This is a genomic window from Burkholderia sp. AW33-5, assembly GCF_053427615.1.
Genome location: NZ_JBSAXA010000003.1, coordinates 245868 through 266500, shown reverse-complemented (window position 1 = coordinate 266500; position 20633 = coordinate 245868). Strand labels below are relative to the sequence as shown.

At 67.5% G+C, this 20633-nt stretch carries 14 protein-coding genes and 1 pseudogene; 12 read left to right on the top strand and 3 right to left on the bottom strand.

What is annotated here, in order from left to right; translation table 11 throughout:
• The 5 genes and pseudogenes from ACV22V_RS07900 (at nt 1) to ACV22V_RS07880 (ending at nt 3716) form a co-directional block, all read left to right on the top strand.
• Nucleotides 1-207: a hypothetical protein gene (locus tag ACV22V_RS07900; protein ID WP_448013453.1), complete on the top strand. Its 207-nt coding sequence runs from the start codon at nt 1-3 to the stop codon at nt 205-207.
• Between the two features lie 56 nt (nt 208-263).
• The gene (locus tag ACV22V_RS07895; protein ID WP_448013452.1) at nt 264-689 is read left to right on the top strand and encodes a hypothetical protein; all 426 of its coding nucleotides are present in this window, start codon (nt 264-266) and stop codon (nt 687-689) included.
• A 247-nt stretch (nt 690-936) separates the two neighbouring features.
• Nucleotides 937-1533 (top strand): alpha/beta fold hydrolase, encoded by a 597-nt coding sequence (locus tag ACV22V_RS07890; protein ID WP_448013451.1) that lies wholly within the window; start codon nt 937-939, stop codon nt 1531-1533.
• A gap of 112 nt (nt 1534-1645) precedes the next feature.
• A pseudogene (locus tag ACV22V_RS07885) lies at nt 1646-2167 on the top strand (ABC transporter substrate-binding protein); the annotation flags it as partial.
• A 301-nt stretch (nt 2168-2468) separates the two neighbouring features.
• Nucleotides 2469-3716, top strand: a complete 1248-nt coding sequence (locus ACV22V_RS07880) for a multidrug effflux MFS transporter (protein WP_059533893.1) — start codon at nt 2469-2471, stop codon at nt 3714-3716.
• A gap of 46 nt (nt 3717-3762) precedes the next feature.
• Here ACV22V_RS07880 and ACV22V_RS07875 read toward each other — a convergent pair whose 3' ends face one another.
• Nucleotides 3763-4455 carry a hypothetical protein gene (locus ACV22V_RS07875; RefSeq protein WP_059534011.1) on the bottom strand — a complete coding sequence of 231 codons (693 nt, stop codon included), beginning with the start codon at nt 4453-4455 and terminating at the stop codon, nt 3763-3765.
• Between the two features lie 131 nt (nt 4456-4586).
• Between ACV22V_RS07875 and ACV22V_RS07870 the strand changes: the two genes are divergently transcribed.
• Both ACV22V_RS07870 and ACV22V_RS07865 read left to right on the top strand, forming a co-directional pair.
• Nucleotides 4587-6131: a TPM domain-containing protein gene (locus ACV22V_RS07870; protein ID WP_448013450.1), complete on the top strand. Its 1545-nt coding sequence runs from the start codon at nt 4587-4589 to the stop codon at nt 6129-6131.
• 91 nt (nt 6132-6222) lie between these two features.
• Nucleotides 6223-6843 (top strand): LemA family protein, encoded by a 621-nt coding sequence (locus ACV22V_RS07865; protein ID WP_448013449.1) that lies wholly within the window; start codon nt 6223-6225, stop codon nt 6841-6843.
• Between the two features lie 17 nt (nt 6844-6860).
• Here ACV22V_RS07865 and pbpC read toward each other — a convergent pair whose 3' ends face one another.
• Together pbpC and ACV22V_RS07855 are read right to left on the bottom strand one after the other, a co-directional pair.
• Nucleotides 6861-9098, bottom strand: a complete 2238-nt coding sequence (pbpC, locus tag ACV22V_RS07860) for a penicillin-binding protein 1C (RefSeq protein WP_448013448.1) — start codon at nt 9096-9098, stop codon at nt 6861-6863.
• A 10-nt stretch (nt 9099-9108) separates the two neighbouring features.
• Nucleotides 9109-15141, bottom strand: coding sequence for an alpha-2-macroglobulin family protein (locus tag ACV22V_RS07855; RefSeq protein ID WP_448013447.1), 6033 nt, complete (start codon nt 15139-15141; stop codon nt 9109-9111).
• 310 nt (nt 15142-15451) lie between these two features.
• Between ACV22V_RS07855 and ACV22V_RS07850 the strand changes: the two genes are divergently transcribed.
• The 5 genes from ACV22V_RS07850 to ACV22V_RS07830 all read left to right on the top strand — a co-directional run bounded on the left by ACV22V_RS07850 (nt 15452) and on the right by ACV22V_RS07830 (nt 20620).
• On the top strand, nt 15452-15958 hold the full coding sequence (locus tag ACV22V_RS07850; protein WP_448013446.1) for a sugar dehydrogenase complex small subunit: 507 nt from the start codon (nt 15452-15454) through the stop codon (nt 15956-15958).
• Nucleotides 15958-17577 carry a GMC family oxidoreductase gene (locus ACV22V_RS07845; protein WP_059533877.1) on the top strand — a complete coding sequence of 540 codons (1620 nt, stop codon included), beginning with the start codon at nt 15958-15960 and terminating at the stop codon, nt 17575-17577. Before ACV22V_RS07850 ends, ACV22V_RS07845 begins: the two co-directional genes overlap by 1 nt.
• A 2-nt stretch (nt 17578-17579) precedes the next feature.
• A complete protein-coding gene (locus tag ACV22V_RS07840) occupies nt 17580-18857 on the top strand; it encodes a c-type cytochrome (RefSeq protein WP_448013445.1) in 1278 nt (425 codons plus the stop codon).
• Nucleotides 18858-19033: 176 nt separating this feature from the next.
• A complete protein-coding gene (locus tag ACV22V_RS07835; RefSeq protein ID WP_059533874.1) occupies nt 19034-19453 on the top strand; it encodes a DoxX family protein in 420 nt (139 codons plus the stop codon).
• A 63-nt stretch (nt 19454-19516) separates the two neighbouring features.
• Nucleotides 19517-20620, top strand: a complete 1104-nt coding sequence (locus ACV22V_RS07830) for a porin (RefSeq protein WP_059533872.1) — start codon at nt 19517-19519, stop codon at nt 20618-20620.
• Nucleotides 20621-20633 lie beyond the last annotated feature (13 nt).

Below are 20633 nucleotides of genomic sequence, written 5' to 3'. Positions count from 1 at the left end.
ATGCCGATGAAATCCAGTCTCGTGAGCGGTGGCATCACGCTCGGCGTTACCGACCTCATCCCGACCGTCGATTGGGCCCTTGGCGGGTTCCACGGCGCCGTGCCGACCAGCGCATCATCGCTCGTCGCGACGCTGATCGTCGCCGGGCTGCACGCCGCCTACAACGCGCTCGCCGCGCGCGCGGCCGCCAAGGCTGCCCAGCAGTAACCATCCCGCCGCGCGCCGCGGCACCACTCCCGAAGGAATCCCCCATGAAGAAGCTCATGCTGCTCGCGGCAGGCATCGTCGCGTCCATTGCGATCGTCGCCTGCAATTCCCTGCCGTCCATCCAACAACAGGTCCAGACCGGCTGCACGATCGTGAACGGCGATCTGACCATCCTCGCGACGTCGCCGCTGCTGAGCGCCGACCAGCAAGCCACGATCTCGAAGACGATCCTGCCGGCGAACCAGGCCATCTGCAAGGCCGGCGCGCAGCTAAACGTCGCCGATCTGAAAGCGTTCCACGATTCGCTGTTGCCGGCCGCCATCACGATCGTGCAGGCCGTCCCGGCGCTGCCGCAGCAGCAGGCCGTCCTTCTGGGTCTGCAGACGTTCGGGCCGATGGTTCAGGCGCTCATCGATCAGATCCTGACGACGGCGGCGCCGGCCGCCGCCTCGACGCCGCTCGCGGGCGCGCCGCTTCAATGAACGGGCGGCGCGTATATGGCAAGGCTCCGCACGAGCTTGAGCCGGGCGATTACGGTCGCTGGGATGCCGACAAGGGCAACTGGTATGCACGCGTGCCGGATGGGAAGTGCGCAAACCTGACCGCTCATCAGGTCGTCGAGCATCCTGACGGTTCGATAACGGTGAGTCCGTCGATCCTCGTTTCGCAGCCCGGTGAGACGCCACCGGAGTGGCATGGCTGGCTCGAGCAAGGCGTGTGGAGGTCGGTATGACTCCGCGCGACTTCGCGCTGCTCGCCCAGGAGGCGTATTCCGCTAAGCCGGACATCGGCAAGGCCGACAGTGCCTCGCGCGCGATCGTGCGGCAGACGGCCGGCGGGCTCGTCGTCGCCTTTCCGGGCACCGACAACCTCGACTGCGTCGCAGCCGATCTGGACGCGCATCCGATCGACGTGATCGGCATCGGTCAGGTGCATCACGGGTTCTGGAAGGCGTGGGGAGCAATCGCCGTCGATGTGCTCGCGGCGATCGACGGCCGACCCGTGACGCTTGTCGGGCATTCGCTCGGCGCCGCGATCGCGATCATGGCCGCGGCGGCGATGGCGGTCGGAGGCAATCCGCCGGCGGCCGTCTATGGCTTCGAGCCGCCAAGGGTGAGCACAAACGGGAGCGTCGCCGCGGTGCTCGCCGCGGTGCCGCTGAACCTGTTCAAGAACGGGAACGACATCGTGCCGGATCTACCTCCCGACTGGGAGCATGCGGGTCCACTCCGGCCGATCGGCCGGGCGTCGCTGCCGTTCCCGAACATCGCTGACCACGCGATCGCGCGGGTGATCGCGGCGCTGACCTCCTCAGTCAAAAACTGAGCTGTAAGTGTTTGATTTGGTTGGTGTGTGATTGTGTGTTTTAGTTATCCTGAATTTGACTGAAATATCGCAATTACATTCACAAAATCATGGGCTTATGTCGTTTTTGGGCTTGTTCCTGTACGGAATCCGCTTCAGCACGCGCAAGGATTCCGGCGTGAAGGACTTCACGGATCTGGCCGGCAAGACGGTCGCGACGACGGCCGGCACGTCGGACGAGCGCCTGCTGCGCAAGCTCAACGAGGAGAAAGGAATGAACATGACGATCATCAGCGCGAAGGACCACGCCGAAGCGTTCATGAACGTCACGACGGGGCGCGCGGTCGCGTTCGTGATGGACGAGCCGCTGCTGTACGGCGAGATCGCGAAGGACCGCAATCCGGGTGCGTACACGGTGACGGGCACGCCGCTCGTTCACGAAAACTACGCATGCATGATGCGCAAGGACGATCCGGCGTTCAAGCACGTGGTCGACGGCGTGATCGCGAAGATGCAGACCTCCGGCGCGGCCGAGAAGCTCTACGACCAGTGGTTCATGCAGCCGATTCCGCCGAAGGGCGTGAGCCTCAATTATCCGCTGTCGCCGGAGATGAAGCAGCTGTTCAGGAATCCGACGGATCAGGCGCAGTACTGATCGACGCGTCGTCGGCGTATCGCACCGCAAATATAGGACCGCCGGCACCTGCCGGCGGCTTCCGTTTATGGCCCGGACCCTGGCGCGGCGCAAGCGTGCGTGAGACCTTGATTTCCGGCTGGCGCAATGCCGGTTCGTCAGTTGCCGACTGTGCCGAAATCGGCATTCAACCGTGCCCGCGCCATGGGATTCCTGTCGCGCTGCGCAACAACAGGCACAATACGCACTTCGCCGCGCACCGTTGTTCGTCGTTCGAACAGCACGGCGCGTGCCGCCGCCGTCCGAATCTTTCCCGGTTGTCATGAACGCCTCGCTCACCCCCGCGCGCGAATCGAACTCGCCGCGCTTCCTGTTGTTCCTGATCTGCCTGTTTGCCTCCGCCGGCCAACTCGCGATCGACATCTACGTGCCCGCGCTGCCCGACATGGCGCGCTCGTTCGCGACCACGCCGCAGGCGATCCAGTCGAGCGTATCCGGCTACATGGCCGCCTATGCGCTCGGCCAGCTGATCTTCGGCCCCGTCGCCGATGCGTACGGGCGCAAGCGGGTGCTCGCGTTCGGGCTCGTCATCTACACGATCGGCTGCCTGCTGTCGCTCGGCGCGCCGAACCTGGAGACGTTCGTGCTGGCGCGCTGCCTGCAGGGCTTCGGGATCGCGACCACGAACCTGCTCGCGAAGGCGATCATCACCGACTCGTTCTCGGGCCAGGCGCTGATGCACGCGTTTACGTACATGTCGATCGCGTGGGGGCTCGCACCGATCATCGCGCCGGTGATCGGCGCGCACCTTCAGGAATGGTTCGGCTGGCGCGCGTGCCTCGTGTTCCTGCTGGTGTACTCGCTGGTGATGTGGGCGCTGCTGTGGCGCTATCGCGAAACCTTGCCGAAACCGGTCCATCTCGAGCCGCGCACGCTGATGGCGAACGCGGGCAAGGTGCTCGCGAGCCCGGTGTTCCAGAGCTGCTTCCTCGCGCAGGGGCTGTGCTACAGCATCCTGCTCGTGTTCAACATCGTCGGGCCGTTCATGGTGCAGACCACGCTGCACAAGCCGCCGACCTACTTCGGCTATCTCGCGCTCGGGATCGGGCTGATGTATTTCCTCGGCGGGCTGTCGAACCGGATTCACGGGCGCGGGCTGCCGAGTGCCGAGCAGCGGTTGCGCATCGGCGCACGCGTGATGGCGGGCGCGGCGGTTGCGATGCTGATGTTGGCGCTGACCGTCGGCCTGCGCGTGTGGACGCTCGCGACGCCGGTGCTCGTGATGGGTTTCTGCGCGGGCGCGATGTATCCGACGCTGATGGCGAAGGGCAATTCGCTGTTTCCGCATATCGCGGGGCTGACGAGCGCGATCCTCGGGTGCGCGCTGCTGCTCGTGTCGTCCGCGATGATGGGGCTGGCCGGTTTCGTGTCGATTCACGTGCTGACGCCGCTCGCGGTGTTCTTCGTCGCGCTGTCGTTCATCGTCGTGTGGATGGTGACGAAGCTGCTGCGCTACCTCACGCAGCAGCAGGCGGCGCGGGTTGCTTGCGGGAGCGGGGAAGCCGCGTAAGCCGTAGCGGCTGCGCAAGCGCGTGCCGCAACGGCACGCCGGCCGCTCACAGCGGGTGCCCCGCGCCCGCCTGCGCCAGCAGCGAAACCGCGGCTGGATCCGGCATTCCGTTCGAATCGATCGCGCCGGCCTTGGCCAGCGCGTCGAGATCGCTGTCGACGCCCGGTTGACCGACCACGAACGGCGTCGTCAGGAAGGCCGGTGTCGACAGCGTGACCGAATAGCGCTGCTGCAGATTCGTCACGACCGCCGATTGCGCGGCCTGCACCGTGTTCGGGCTGCCCATCGCCTGCTGGAAGTGCGCATTCCCCTGAAAATTGCCGATCAGCCCGGCCGTGTTCGTACCGAGTTGCGCGGCGAGATAGACGAGCATCAGCTCGGTCTCGGGTGTCGTGTTGAAGGTGCCGCCCGCGTAGGCGAGCGAATGCAGGCTCGTGCCGCTCGATGCGACGGTGATCACGCACGGCAGCACGGCGTTCACCGTCACGCGGTAGTTGCCGCCGCCGTCGGTCAGCGTCGTCGCCGAGCCTTGCGCGCAACTGACCGTGACCGACGCGCTCGCGAGCGCGGAGCCCGTGGCGGCCGTGCCGGACAGCGCGACGGTCTGCGTGTTGTTGCCGTTGAAGCAGACATCGACGCCGAAGCAGGCGTCGCCGTTGCAACCGGCCAGTGCCGCGAGGGCGGCGACGCAGGCGGTGCCCAGCGCGGGGCGGAGAAAGCGCGGATGGCGAAGGTTCATGGTCGCGGGCATTTGGGCAAGTGTGGCAACCGGTGGGCGGCGGATAGGCAGCGTCGCTCATATTCTAGGTCTCGGATTCCGGCGGCGCATACTCGCTTTCTTGACAGAGCGCGGGGAGCGCGTGCCGGCAGGTGAGTCTTGTCAAACCTGCTCGCGCGAGCAGCACGTTGCACCGGCGCGATTCGGTAATCGCCCGGGTCCGGAACCTTTCGATTCCCTTCGCAATTGGTTATGCTGCGGGACGATCAAAAAACGACGAGAGAACGCGCCATTCCCGACGGAACCGGCGCGCCGTTTCCGACATGAACCTGAAACGACTGACGCGGCGGTCACGCCTCCCGGATTGCGAGGGCGATCCGGCATCGATGGCATGCACGACCCGCAACGCGGCGCGGCCCGCCCGCATCCGCGGCAAGACCGGCACCGGCAAGGTGGTGGCGGCCGCGCTGCTGGCCGGGGCGATGTTTCTGTGCAGCACGGCCTTCGCCGCGCCGGCCGCTGACGCTGGCGCGATTCCGTTGGCAGCCGGTGCGCCGTCGGCCTGCACGAACATGGCTACCGCAGCCGCCTATCCCGTCGCCAACGACCCCGAAGCAGCGCCGCCGCTGACAGGCCGCGTGACCGACATGACGGGCGTACTGAGTGTCGCATGTGCGTCCGAGCTGACCGACCGTCTGGCCGATCTCGAGCGCCGGCTCGGCGTGCAGATGGCGATCCTGCTGGTGGGCTCGACCGGCCACGCGACCATCGAGCAGTTCGCGACGACGGTGTTCGAGAAATGGCGTCTCGGCGCGAGCAAGATCGACAACGGTCTGCTGCTGGTCGCCGCACTGAACGATCGCACCGTGCGGATCGAGGTCGGATACGGCCTGGAAGACGCGATTCCGGACATCGTCGCGGGGCGAATCATCCGTGAACGCATCGTGCCGGCGTTTCGCGAGAAGCGTATCGAAGCCGGCGTGAGCGATGCGGTCGATGCGCTGGTGCGCGAGATGACGCCGCCTGAAATGGCGGCGTCGGATAGCGCACTGCCCGACGAGGACGCGCAGCGTGCGACGTCCGGCGATGCGAAGCGGTTGTCGAACGGCTTGCGGGAGAAACCCTCAGCCGACGTCGGGAGCTTCCTTTTCTGGTTACTGCTCGGGCTGACCGGTGTCGCGCTGGGTGTCGTCACCGAATGGCGCAAGCTGCGTTGGCAGGTGATGTTGCCGGCCAGCTTTCTCGTCGCGACGATCGTGCCGGTTGCGATGTTGCCGGTCGGCGCGATTTTCGAAGGCGATCTGGTCGCGATGCTGGGTGGGCTGGGGATCGTCGCGACGAGCATGGGTTACTGTGCGTGGCTCCTCGGCATCGCTCTCGTTCGATCCGCACGCGTCCGGAAGAATACGGCGATCATCGGCGTGACGTTGCTGGCGTTGATCTGGATCGGGCATCTGATGGGATATTCGCCCGGTGAGGTTCTGCTGACGGTCTTCTGCGTGGTGATGGGGATCCTGTTGATCGTCGAAAAACTGACGGGCAGCGATTGGTCGTCATCCCGCTCCACGTCCTCGTCTTCGTCGTTCAATTGGCCATCGTCCGGCTCGGATTCGTCCAGCTCCAGCTCCAGTTCGTCCGATTCATTCACCGGCGGTGGCGGCTCGAGCGGCGGCGGCGGGGCATCGGGCCGCTGGTAGCCGCCGTGCGCGGTGCGAGAGCGAACGTTTCTTTTCAACTTACCGCTCCAGCCGGAATCCAGCCGGAGCGTTCAACCGGAAGTCACAAACAATGAAATGGTTTCGAATCCTGCTCGCGTGCTGCGTGCTCGCGCCGCTCGCCGGTTGCGGCTACAACGCGATCCAGTCGTCGGATGAAGACGTCAACGCGGCGTGGTCGGAGGTGCTGAACCAGTATCAGCGTCGTGCGGACCTCGTGCCGAACCTTGCCGCGTCGGTGAAGGGCTACGCGTCGCACGAGGAACGCGTGCTGACCGAGGTCGCGTCGGCACGCGCGCGCGTGGGCAGCGTGCAGATGACGCCGGAGATGGCAAAGGATCCCGCCGCATTGGCGGCGTTCGATCAGCGGCAGGGCGAACTGTCGGGCGCGCTGAGCCGGCTGATGGTGGTGTCGGAGCGTTATCCGGAACTGAAGGCGAACGAGGCGTTTCGCGATCTGCAGACGCAGCTCGAAGGCACCGAAAACCGCATCGCGGTCGCGCGCGGCCGCTACATCAAGACGGTGCAGCAGTACAACGTGCGGATCCGCCAGTTCCCGGGCGTCGTGATCGCGCGGATCTTCGGCTACCAGCCGCGTCCGAACTTCAGCGTCGCGAACGAAGCCGCGATCTCGACCGCGCCCGTCATCGACTTCTCCAATCAGCCGCCGAAGGCGAACGCAGCAGGCCAGTAAGCGGCCGGCGCGGGCGCTCAGGGCCTGCGCCCAGCCGGCTTCGCGAACGCGCCGCGCACCTCGAAGCCGATCGCATCCGCCACGTTGCCGCGCGCGTCGACGAGTTCCAGCCGGTGCCTTCCCGGCCACGGCATCCACGCGACGCGGTCGGCGTGCCCGATCACCTTGTCGTCGAGCCGCCACGTGAACCGCGCGGCATGCCCGGACGACCGCTCGAACCAGATCCGCTGGTTCTTCGGCGGAATGTCCGGATCGATCGCGAAGATCGTGCCGTCGGTCGGCGCGCCGATCGTCAGCGGTGCGCGCGCGCCGTCCTTGCCCGGCGTGACGGGCGCCGCGAGCCGGATCGTGTCGAGTGCCGTGCCCGCGACGAACCACTCGTTGCGCGACGGCTCGACGTCGCGCTCGAACGTGATGCGACGCGTTTCGACGCCGGCCGGCGGACGTGGCGCCCGGCTCGGCAGGTCGCGGTGCAGGTAGCCGACGACGGCCGACCACACCGGCGACGCGCCCGTCACCCCCGACACGTCCCACATCGGCGAGCCGTCCGCATTGCCGACCCACACGCCGACCGTATAGCGCGACGTGAAGCCGACCGTCCAGTTGTCGCGCATGTCCTTGCTCGTGCCGGTCTTCACCGCCGAGAAGAAGCGCGTGGCGAGCGGGTTGTCGAAGCCGAACGTGCGCACGCGCGCGTTGTTGTCGGAGAGGATGTCGGCGACGACGAAGCTGGCCGCTTCGCTGAATACGCGCGTGCCGTTGTCCGCGCGCCCCGTTGCCGATGCGCCGGAAGCGGGCGACGGCGCGGGCAGGTCGACGATCTGGCGTGCGACGCCGCCGTTCGCGAGCGCGCGATACGCGTTGGTCAGCGACAGCAGCGTGACGTCCGCGCTGCCGAGCGCGAGGCTGAAGCCGTAGTAGTCGCCTTCCTGCGCGAGCGGCAGGCCGAGCGCGGTCAGCGTGCGTGCGAAGCGGTGCGGCGTGACGAGCACGAGCGTGCGCACGGCCGGCACGTTCAGCGAGCCGCCGAGTGCGCTGCGCACGCTCACCCAGCCCTTGAAATCCTTGTCGTAGTTCTGCGGAATGTAGAGTCCGCCACCGGCTGCGAGGTTGATCGGTGCGTCGTCGAGCAGCGATGCGGCGGTCAGCCGTTTCTCGTCGATCGCCTGCGCATAGAGGAACGGCTTGAGCGTCGAGCCGGCCTGGCGCGGCGCGAGCACGGCGTCGACGTCGCGCGCGCCCGACAACGCCCCCGACGAACCGATCCACGCGCGAATCTCGCCGGTCGCGTTGTCGATCACGACGACCGCGCCGTCCTGCACGTTGCGCCGGTGCGCGGGCGCGTTGAGCTCGGTCAGCGCGCGCGTCAGCGTGTCGCGCGCGAAGCGCTGAAGCGGCGCATCGAGCGTCGTGCGCACCTGCGCGCCGGCCGCCGGTCTGACCTCTGCCGCGATGCGGCGCGCGAAGTGCGGGGCGAGGGCGGCGCCGTCGTCGCGCACGGCGTTGGCCGGGCGGGCGATCACGAGCTGCACGTAGCCGTCGAGCGACGCGCACGCCTGTTCCGCATGCATGTCGCGCAGGATCCGGCACGCACGCTCGGCGACCTTCGCGCTGGCCGCGTTGGGCGCACGCACCAGCGCGGCCGCGATCGCGGCTTCACGCGCGTCGAGACCGGACGGCGCCTTGCCGAACAGCACCTGCGACAGCGCGGCGAGCCCAACCGTCTCGCCGCGGAACGGCACGAGATTCAGGTAGGCCTCGAGGATCTGGTCCTTGCGCCAGTCGCGCTCGAGCAGCAGCGCGTTCATCGCCTGCGTGGCCTTCTGCGGCAGCGAGCGCTGGCCCGAGCGGCGCGGCGAATCGCTGAGCAACCCGGCGAGCTGCATCGTCACGGTCGACGCGCCGCGTGTGCGCTCGTTCCACAGATTGCCCCACGCCGCGCCGGCGATCCCGCGCCAGTCGACGCCGCTGTGCGCATAGAACCGCTTGTCCTCGGACACGACGATCGCCTCGCGGAACGCGGGCGACACGTCGGCGAGCGAGACCCAGTCGCCGCGCCGTTCGGTGAGGTCGACGCGCGTGCGTTGCAGCGGCGTGCCGTCGCGCGCGAGCAGCACCCAGTCGGAACTGCGCCAGTTGCGGCGCACGTCGTCGTAGCCGGGCAGCGCGTGCGCGACCAGCGGCGCGGCCAGCACGACGGCGACGAATACGCGGCCGGCGAAACGCACCGGCCGCGGCGATACACGATCGATCATCACGTACTCGTTACTTGCCCGCGTCGGCCGGCTTCACGGTCATCGGCGGGTTCGGCCACAGGCCATACACGGACGGCGCGTACAGCGCCTCGACGCGCGTCGGCGGCAGCCCGAAGGTGCCGACGTTGTTCAGCCGCACCGTGTATTCGACCGAGAGTTTGCCCTTCGGCAGATAGTCGTAATACGCGCGGTAGCCGTCGAAGTCGCGTTCGATGAAAGCCGGCCATGCGCCGTCCGGCGATTTCTCGCCCTGCGTCGCGGCTTCGGAGTCGCGACCGAGGCCGGAGCCGAGGATCGTCGCGCCGGACGGGATCGGATCGTTGACGACGACCCATGTCATGTCGCTCTGCGCATCGATGTCGAGATGCACGCGCACGACGTCGCCGCGCGTCAGCACGCCCTTGACGGCGGGCGACACGGGCGTGACGGTCTTCGTGATCCGGTAGCCGGCCGCGAACGGCGCGCGCAGCGGCACGGCCGCGAGGCTTTCGACGGTCGCCCACGGGCGGCCCGTGCCGTCCTGGGTGACGGACAGCGTGGCCGGTGCCTGCGCCGCACGCGGCCACGGCATCAGCACGCTGCGCGCGGCGGCGGCGCGGGTCGCGGCGGTGGCCGATGCGGGGGGGGCGGCGGGTGCCGGCGCCTGCGACCACGAGATCGCGCGCTCGTTGCCGCCGAGCGCGACCTTCGTCGTGCCCGCCACGGGCGTGCTCTCGTAGGTGCGCGAGAAGCGCTCGATCGCGAGCTGGCCGAGCGCGTTCGACGTCGTCGTCTGCCATGCGCCCTGGCGTTGCAGCGCGAGCAGGCCGGTCGCGATGCGCGGCATCTCGTCCTTCCACGCAGGGTCACCCGCGAATTCCAGCGCGAGACGCGCGGCGTTGGTCTCGGTGCTCGTCATCAGCCACCACAGATCGTCGTCGCGCGCGGTCGAGAACACGAGCTGCGTGCCCTGATACGTGAGGCGCGCACGCAGGATCTGCTCGACCTGCGCGCGTTTCTCGTCACGCTGCGGGATGTCCTTCACGCGCGTGAGGATCGCGTGATAGTCGATCACCGCCGACGTCGGCCACTGGTTCGGCGCGATCTCGATCGAACCGAGCATGCGGCCCTGCGCGGCGCCGTAACGCGACAGCGCCTCGATCGCGGCGAGCTTGCGCAGATCGCGATCCTGGCGCGGCGCCCACGCGTTGCGCTCGATGCGGCCGTCGACGAAGCGCGCGAGCCCGGCCTCGAGCTGCGTGCGCAGGTCTTCCGGCAGCGCGAAGCGCGGGTCGAGGCGGCCGGCCTCGTCGGCGACCACGAGCAGGTACGACGACAGCGTCGGGCTGCCGTAGTGCGCATCGTCGGACGACGGCGGGAAGTAGCTCGCAAGGCCATCGCTGTCGAGGTACACGGGCATGCGCGCCACCAGCGCCTGCCATTGCGCGGCGTCGTGCAGGCCGATCGCACGCGACGTCTGCTGTTCGAGGCAGCGGTACGGATAGCGCTCGAACCAGCGCCGCACGCCGGGCAGGCCGTCGGCGAGCTTCGACTGCAGCGACACGGCGATGCCGCCGCGCGGCGCGCCCTGTGCGTTGTTGACGGCGCCGGCCGGGGCCGATACGGGCACCGTCAGCGTGCCGTCGACCTGCGTGAGCGTGGCTTGCTGCACGGTCACCGGCAGCGCGGGCACGACCTTCTGCGCGACGGCCAGCGCGTCGGACGCGCGCTTGCCGCCTTGCTCGGCCGCCTCGATGCGCCAGTTCAGCGCGCCGGCCGCGTCGAGCGCCTGCTCGGGCACCGTGATCGTCCATGCCACCTCCGTCGCCGCATTGGCCGCGAGCGACACGGTTTGCGGCGCGACGTCGAGGCCCGTCACGCGCGGCGTCACGACGACCTGCATCGCGCGGTCGGTCGTGTTGCGCAGCGTGACCTGCGCGCGGAACGCATCGCCTTCGCGCACGAGCGGCGGCAGCCCGGAAATCAGCTGCAGATCCTGCGTGCTGCGAATCGACGTGCTGCCGGTGCCGAAGCGGTCGGGGCCAACCGCCGCGATCGCGACGATCCGGAAGCGCGTGAGCGCGTCGTTCAGCGGCACTTCGACGGTCGCGCTGCCGTTCGCGTCGAGCGTCACGCGAGGGTTCCACAGCAGCAGCGTGTCGAACAGCTCGCGTGTCGGCGCGCCGCCGCCGCCGCCGCCGGCCGGCACGGCCTTGCGGCCGAAGTGGCGGCGACCGACGATTTCCATCTGCGCGGTGGCCGTCTCGACGCCGTACGCGCGTCGCTGCAGCATCGCGTCGAGCAGGTCCCAGCTGTCGTTCGGCATCAGCTCGAGCAGCGCCTCGTCGACGGCCGCGACCGCGATCTGCGTGCCGGCCGGCGCCGGCCGGCCGTTCGGCAGCGTGACCTTCACGTGTGCCTGCGCCTTGCCGCGCACCGTGTAACGCGTCGCGTCGGTCGTCACGGACACGCCGAGACGATGCACGCCCGTGCCGACCTTGATCTCGCCGAGGCCATAGCGGAACGCGGGCTTCGACAGATCGACGAACGCGGTCGGTGCTTCATAGTGACGGCCTTCGCGCCAGAACGCGCGGGCCCATTCGACCGGCGCCTTCCAGCCCCAGGTGAAGAACGAGTACCACGGCACTTCGCGAATCCGGCCGCGCAACGCGAGCACCGACACGTACACGTTCGGCCCCCACGACTCGCCGACCTTCAGGTCGACGGTCGGGTTCTTGCCGTTGAGTTCGACGACGTGCGTTTCCATCACACCGCCGCGTTCGACCGCGACGAGCGCGGTTGCGTAGCGGAACGGCATGCGAACCTGGAAGCGGGCCGTTTCGCCCGCCTCGTAGGACGTCTTCTCCGGGATCACGTCGATCCGGTCGGTGTTGTCGCCGCCGAACCAGAGTTCGTCCTCGCGCGTGACCCAGACGGACGTCGACGCGTTCGACGTGCGGCCGTCGCCGTCCTTCGCGACCGCGATCAACTGGATGTTGCCGGCCTGTTCGAGCGTCGCGTCGCAGGCCATGCGGCCCTTGTCGTCGGTCTTGCCCGAGCACAGCACGCCGAGGTCGCGCGTGTCGCTCTTGTTGTCGTATGCGTAAAAGCCGCCGACCATCCGCTTGCGCGACGACGTCGTGATGTGCGCGACGCCCTTGATCTCGACCGGCACCGATGCGCGCGGCTTGCCCTGCAGGTCGACCGCGAGCGCCTGCACAGGCACGCGCTGGCCGACCGACACCCAGCGGCCGGCCTTGATGCCGGCCACTACCGCGGCCGGCCACAGGATCGTGTCGCCGCGGATCGTCTGCACTTCGCCGTTCGGGTCCGCGAACGTCGCCTCGAGCGCGATACGCTTCGGCGCGTCGACGTCGGGCAGGCCCTTGAGCGTGACGGTGCCCGCGCCGTTGCGGTCGAGCGTCAGCGGCAGCTTGTCCGCGATCAGCCGGGTCGAGTCGGGATCGTTGTTCGCGGCCGATGCGCTGTCGCCGTCCTGCGTATCGTCGTCGGCATTGCCGTCGCTGCGCTCGGGACGATACGGTGTGAAGCTGAAGTCCTCGAAGCGATCCGCGAACGGCGGCGACGCCCATTTCATCAGCGCCGACACCTGCACGGGCAGGTTCGAAGCGCCGCCGCCCGACACGTAGTCGATCTGCACCGCGAGCGGCGCTTCCTTGGCCGCGACGAGCGGGCTCTTCTGCGCGTCGCGCGCGCCGATCGTCCCCTTGAGCACCGGCAGGCGGAACGCCTCGACACGGAAGCTGCCGCTGTAGTAGCTGGCGGTCGGCGCATCGTCCGGGCCGCCTTCGAGCGACACGCTGTACTCGCCGAGCTTCGCCGCGGGCGGCAGCGTGAACTGCGTGTCGGCGCTGTGGTCGGCCGACCACGTGAGCGGCAGCTTGTAGGTCTGGTCGGAGCCGAGATGGCGGATCGTCACGCGCGTCGGGTATTGCGCCGGGAACGCGAGGCTCTGCAGCGTCTCGGTGCGCAGGAAGTGCTTCATCGACACGGTTTCGCCGGCACGCAGCAGCGTGCGGTCGAATACCGTATGCGCGCGCACGGTCGGCGCGCTGGCGGTGTCGGTCGGCACGTTGAAGCGCCACGATTCGATCCCGCGGTTCCAGTTCGAGCTGACGAACGCCATGTCCGGGCCCGTCTTGGGATCGTCGACGCGCGCCGACACGAAGTAGTCGTCGAAGCGTTCCGACTGGCTGCATTCATGCTTCGGCTCGAATGCCCCGTCGATCTTCAGCAGGCCTTGCGCATCGGTCTTGCCGGACGCGATTTCGTCGCCGTTGCAATCCGACACGCGGATTCGCGCGTTCGGCACGGGCTTGCCCTTGTCGAGCGTCGTGACCCATACGAGGTTGTTCTCGCGGCCCTGTTTCAGATGCACACCGAGGTTCGTGACGAGCACGGTGGTACGCACGTACATGCTCGACGGCTTCGCGAGCAGCGAGCGGCCGAGCGCGGGCGACGCGAGTTCAAGCACGTAGAAGCCGGGTTTTTCGATCGGCACGCCGACGACCTCGAACGGACGCAGCGCCTTCGGATCGGCCTTCGGCAGCGTCAGTGCCTGCGCGCCCGGTTCGCCGGCGAGCAGCGACAGCGAGCGCACGTCGATGCGGCGGTTCTGCGGCGCGGGCATCTTCTCGCCGGCCTGGAGCGGCACGTAGACGGGGTGCTGGCCCTTGCGCCGGAGCAGGCCCGGGAGGCGCTCGTCGATCGTGCCGGCCGTCATCGACCAATTGTCGAAGCGCTCGACGGTGCGCATCCATTGACGGATCGCGGTGTCGTCGTCGACCTTCAGGTTCGAGAATTGCGCGCCGCTCGTGTTGAGGCCCGCGATATGCAGGTCGGCCTCGACGTTGCGCAGCGTGACCGGCACGAGCGCGGGCGTATCCGGTTCGGCGAATCGCTCGACGATCCCGAAGGTGCCCGACGAGAATTTCGCGAGCGGCGGCATCGGCGCGGTGCGCGTCGCGAGCGGGAACAGGTCGGCGTTCGCGAGCGGGCGGTCCGTCACGTCGCGCAAGCCGGACGGCAGCTCGATCGTCAGGTTCGCCTGCGCGGGCAGCGGCGGGTTGAACGTGACGGTGGTCACTTCGTCGCTGTGATCGTCGGCCGCGAAGGTGGGCGAAAGCGAGCCGTCAGGGCCGCGCAGCTTGATCGCCTCGGCGTTCTTGCGCGAGATCGGCGCATTGAACGACAGCGTCAGCGGACGCAGCGGCGTGCAGGGCGCCTTCGCGTTTTCGCGCTCGCACGAGAAGCTCGCGGCGAACGGTGCGCGCACGGTGAAGTCGAAGCGGCGCTCGGTGTCGTTCGCGATGCCGCTCGGGCTCGCGACGCCCTTGCCGTAGACGAGCTGCATCTTCGCGCTCGCGGGCAGCGCCTGCGCGCACGACAGCGTCAGCACGCGCGCGGCGTCCTTCTTCAGCCCGAAGTGATCGAGCAGCGCGTTGCGGGTATCGTCGTCGGCGGCCGTGACGGGGATGCGGTTGCCGATGCCGACCGCTTCGCACCAGATGTTCGCGAGCGCGGAGCGCGGCTCGGCCGGGCCGTTCAGCTTCAGCACGAACACCTGGCGTTCCTCGATCTCGCGCGAGCCCGGGCGCACCGTCACGGGAAACGGGCCGCCGGTTTGAAACGTGAAGCGGCGCGGGCCGCTGACCGCGTTGCCGGCGACCGAGCGCAGCGTGTCGTTGAGCGCGACGGAGCAGCGCACGCCGGGCGGCAGGTCGTTCTCGAAATCGTAGACCCAGGTTTTGTCGTCGAGCCAGTGCCCCTGGCCGCGCGCGGCGGTGGAGTCGTTGCAGGTCATGCGCGCGGGACTCGGCGCGGATGCCGAGCCGAACGCGACCATCGGTTCGTCGAACTTGACGACGCTTTGCCGGACTTCGGTGACGGTGCCTTGCGGCGACACGCTCACCGTGCGGGCGGCGCCCGCATGCAGCGACAGCGCCGCGGCAGCGCCGAGCGCCGTGACCGCGCCGATGCGCCAGAGCAGCCGTGTGGTGTGACGGGTTGAATTCGTGTTGTTGTGTTTGTTGTGCTGCTTCATCGCTCGATGCCCTCGGAGGGAAGCTTTCTGTTTGATTGCACGCGATTCTAACCGACGCGCATGTGAGCGGATGAAGGGAGGGGGAGGCGGCGTGTCGCCGGCTTGCGACACGCCGGCATCCGGAAGCAGAATTGTCGCGTCGACGACACAAAAATGCAGCGAAATGTCGATTGTCTCGGATTGCGGAACATTTATTGGACTATAAAAGCATTGTTCAATTCGAATTGTGCGCGTACATTTCAGGGCCGCGCGAAAGTTTGAGAAATATCAAGCGTGGTTTTCCCGAATCCGGTGTTCGAGAGAAGGAAACATGCACAACGACAACACCCCCCACTCGCGTCGCGATCGCGACGCAGCCGCATCCGGCATCACGCGGCGTCAATGGCTGCAGGGCGCACTGGCGCTGACGGCGGCAGGCCTCACCGGCTCGCTGGCGTTGCGGGCCCTGGCCGATAATCCCGGCTCCGCGCCGCTCGATACATTCATGACGCTCGCCGAGGCACTGACAGGCAAGAAAGGGCTGAGCCGCGTGCTCGGCGACCGCTTCCTGCAGGCCTTGCAGAAGGGCTCGTTCAAGACCGCCGACGGTCTGTCGCAACTCGCGGGCGCGCTCGCGTCCGGCTCATTGAATCCCGATCAGCAGGCCTCCGCGCTGTCGATTCTCGAAGCGTGGTATCTCGGCATCGTCGACAACGTCGTGATTACTTACGAAGAAGCGTTAATGTTCAGCGTCGTGTCCGATACGCTCGTGATTCCCTCGTATTGCCCCAACAAACCCGGCTTCTGGGCCGAAAAACCGATCGAGAGGCAAGCCTGATGGCCGATACCGATACGCAAAAAGCCGACGTCGTGGTCGTCGGATCCGGTGTCGCAGGCGCGATCGTCGCGCATCAGCTCGCGATGGCCGGCAAGTCGGTGATCCTGCTCGAGGCAGGCCCGCGCATGCCGCGCTGGGAAATCGTCGAACGCTTCCGCAACCAGCCCGACAAGACGGACTTCATGGCGCCGTACCCGTCGAGCCCGTGGGCGCCGCATCCGGAATACGGCCCGCCGAACGACTACCTGGTCCTGAAGGGCGAGCACAAGTTCAACTCGCAGTACATTCGCGCGGTGGGCGGCACGACGTGGCACTGGGCCGCGTCGGCATGGCGCTTCATCCCGAACGACTTCAAGATGAAGACCGTGTACGGCGTCGGCCGCGACTGGCCGATTCAGTACGACGACCTCGAGCATTACTACCAGCGCGCGGAGGAAGAGCTCGGCGTGTGGGGCCCCGGCCCCGAGGAAGACCTGTACTCGCCGCGCAAGCAGCCGTATCCGATGCCGCCGCTGCCGTTGTCGTTCAACGAGCAGACGATCAAGAGCGCGCTCAACGGCCATGACCCGAAGTTCCACGTGGTGACCGAGCCGGTCGCGCGCAACAGCCGTCCGTACGACGGCCGGCCAACCTGTTGCGGAAACAACAACTGCATGCCGATCTGCCCGATCGGCGCGATGTACAACGGCATCGTGCACGTCGAGAAGGCCGAGCAGGCCGGCGCGAAGCTGATCGACAGCGCCGTGGTCTACAAGCTCGAGACGGGGCCGGACAAGCGCATCGTCGCCGCGATCTACAAGGACAAGACGGGCGCCGACCATCGCGTCGAGGGCAAGTACTTCGTGGTCGCCGCGAACGGTATCGAGACGCCGAAGATCCTGCTGATGTCGGCGAACCGCGACTTCCCGAACGGCGTCGCGAACAGCTCCGACATGGTCGGACGCAACCTGATGGATCACCCGGGCACGGGCGTGTCGTTCTACGCGAGCGAGAAGCTGTGGCCGGGCCGCGGCCCGCAGGAAATGACGTCGCTGATCGGTTTCCGCGACGGTCCGTTCCGCGCGACCGAAGCCGCGAAGAAGATCCACCTGTCGAACATGTCGCGCATCAACCAGGAAACGCAGAAGATCTTCAAGGCCGGCAAGCTGATGAAGTCCGACGAGCTCGACGCGCAGATCCGCGATCGTTCGGCCCGCTACGTGCAGTTCGACTGCTTCCACGAAATCCTGCCGCAGCCCGAGAACCGCATCGTGCCGAGCAAGACGGCCACCGACGCGATCGGCATTCCGCGCCCGGAAATCACCTATGCGATCGACGACTACGTGAAGCGCGGCGCCGTGCACACGCGCGAAGTCTATGCGACCGCGGCGCAGGTGCTGGGCGGCACGGACGTCGTGTTCAACGACGAATTCGCGCCGAACAACCACATCACGGGCTCGACGATCATGGGCGCGGATGCGCGCGACTCGGTCGTCGACAAGGACTGCCGCACGTTCGACCATCCGAACCTGTTCATCTCGAGCAGCTCGACGATGCCGACCGTCGGTACGGTGAACGTGACGCTGACGATCGCGGCGCTGGCGCTGCGGATGTCGGACACGCTGAAGAAGGAAGTCTGACCGTGCGGAAATCTACTCTCACCTTCCTCCTCGCCGGCTGCCTCGTGCTGCCGGGCCTCGTGCGCGCGGCCGACTCGGCCGATCCCGCGCAGATCAAGCGCGGCGAATATCTGGCGGTCGCGGGCGACTGCATGGCCTGCCACACCGCGAAGGGCGGCAAGCCGTTCGCCGGCGGCCTCGGGATGCCGGTGCCGATGCTCGGCAAGATCTACACGAGCAACATCACGCCCGACCCGGACACCGGCATCGGCAACTGGACATTCGACGATTTCGAACGCGCGGTGCGTCACGGCGTCTCGAAGAACGGCAGCAACCTGTATCCGGCGATGCCGTACGTGTCGTACGCGAAGATCAACGACGACGACGTGCAGGCGCTGTATACGTACTTCATGCACGGTGTCGAACCGGTCAAGCAGACGCCGCCGAAGAACGAGATCCCCGCATTGCTGAGCATGCGCTGGCCGCTGAAGATCTGGAACTGGCTGTTCCTGAAGGACGGCGCGTACCAGCCGAAGCCGGCGCAGAGCGCCGAGTGGAACCGCGGCGCGTATCTGGTGCAGGGCCTCGCGCACTGCAGCACGTGTCACACGCCGCGCGGCATTGCGATGCAGGAGAAGTCGCTCGACGAGACGGGCGGCAGCTTCCTGTCGGGTTCGGTGCTGGCGGGCTGGGACGGCTACAACATCACGTCCGACCCGAATGCGGGGATCGGCGGCTGGACGCAGCAGCAGCTCGTCCAGTACCTGCGCACCGGCAGCGTGCCGGGTGTCGCGCAGGCGGCCGGTCCGATGGCCGAGGCGGTCGAGCACAGCTTCTCGAAGATGACCGACGCCGACATCGGCGCGATCGCGACGTATATCCGCACGGTGCCGGCCGTCGCCAGCGGCGACGCGAAGCAGTCGCGCTCGTCGTGGGGCAAGCCGGCGGAAGACGGCCTGAAGCTGCGCGGCGTGGCGCTCGCGGCGTCGGGCATCGATCCGGCGCGGCTGTATCTCGGCAACTGCGCGACGTGCCACCAGATGCAGGGCAAGGGCACGCCGGACGGCTATTACCCGTCGCTGTTCCACAACTCGACGGTGGGTGCGCCGAATCCGGCGAACCTGGTGCAGGTGATCCTGAACGGCGTGCAGCGCAAGGCCGGCAGCGAGGACGTCGGGATGCCCGCGTTCCGCAACGAGCTGTCGGATGCGCAGATCGCCGCGCTGACGAACTACCTGACCGGCCAGTTCGGCAATCCGGCCGCGAAGGTGACCGAGCAGGACGTCGCGAAGGCGCGTTGACGCCGGGCGCGACGCGGCACGAAGCAGGGCAACACTGACGAGAGGAGGAGCACAGCACATCGGGCGGGCCCCGATGCCGGTTGTTGCAGAGCGGGGCGGGCGGCCGGCGGTCGCCCGTCCCGGTTCACAGGCAATCCGGTGCACGCGTTTCGCGCACCGCTTTCGTTGATCACACCATGACACCGAATCAACCGTTTCTCGCGTCCCAGCGCGATGTGCTGCTGCTGCTGTCCCGAATCCTGCTCGTGATCCTGTTCGTGATGTTCGGCTGGAAGAAGATCGTCGACTTCTCCGGTACGATCGCGTTCATGGGAAGCGAGGGTGCGCCCGCACCGATCGTTTCGGCGGCCATCTCCGTCGTGATGGAGCTGTTCGCCGGCATCGCGATTCTCGTCGGTTTCCAGACGCGGCCGCTCGCGCTGCTGCTTGCGCTGTATACGATCGGCACCGGCTTCATCGGCCATCACTACTGGACGATGTCGGGCGGCGAGCAGATCGACAACATGATTCATTTCTACAAGAACATCGCGATCTCGGGCGGCCTGCTCGCGCTTTGCGCGGCGGGCCCCGGGCGTTTTTCGATCGATCGCGGGTGAACGGACCGCCGGCGCGTGCATGGGGCGCGTGCCGGACGGTCGAGACTCCGAGGGGGCATCATTTTGCGACTCAAACATTTCGCATGGCTGATCGTGGCCGCCACGCCGGCGGCCGCATTCGCACAGACCAGCGTGACGCTGTACGGCCGTATCGACGGCGGCGTCGAATACCTGAACCACATCGCGACGCCCAACGGCAGCTCGACGCGCTGGAGCGCGGAAGGCGGCGACTGGGGTACCAGCATGTTCGGCCTGAAGGGCGTCGAGGATCTCGGCGGCGGGATGTCGACGGTCTTCAACCTGGAAACCGCGTTCCAGGTGATGAACGGCACGACGGGCGGCGGACGCATGTGGTCGCGCCGCGCGTATGTCGGGTTGAAGAGCGACACGTGGGGCCAGCTGCAGGCCGGCCGCAACCTGTTCATCGACAGCGACGGCGTGTGGGAATTCGATCCGTTCGTGCAGCAGGCGTTTTCGTCCGCATCGCTCGTGCGCGGCCGCAACTGGCAGCAGAGCAGCAACAACATCGAATATCACAGCCCGGTGATCGGCGGCTTCGACGTGCAGGCGCAATATGCGTTCGGCAACCAGTCGCGAGGCTTCAACTACGGCGCGGCCGACGACTTCGGCCGCTCGGACGGGATCATGATCTCGTATCACTCTCCGGTGCTCGACGTGCGCGGCATCTACGACGAGCTGCGCGACAACAACGGCAAGTTCAGCAACATCTTCACCGCGTCGCGCGAGTATTTCGTCGGCGCGAACGTGAAGGTGTCGAAGTTCAAGATCCAGGGCGCCTATACGCACTACCAGGCGCCGGACAGCCCGGCGGGCGTCGCCGATCGCGCCGATCACTACTGGCTTGGCGCGACCTACACGGCAACGCCGCAGTGGGCCGTGACGGGCGGCGGGTACTACGTGAAGGTCGGGGATGGCGGCGGCGATGCGTCGCACGATCCGTCGGGGCACGCGATCATGTACGTGCTCGGTACGACGTACAACCTGTCGAAGCGCACGTTCCTGTACGGGACGGTCGCGTATGTGCGCAACGGCGGCAACTCGAACTTCTCGCTGCTCGCGTCACCGCGCGACGCGACGTCGGGCACGAGCCCGATGACGGGCGAGTCGCAGACGGGCGCGTATGTGGGGATGATGCATACGTTCTGAGCGGGGTGTCGCG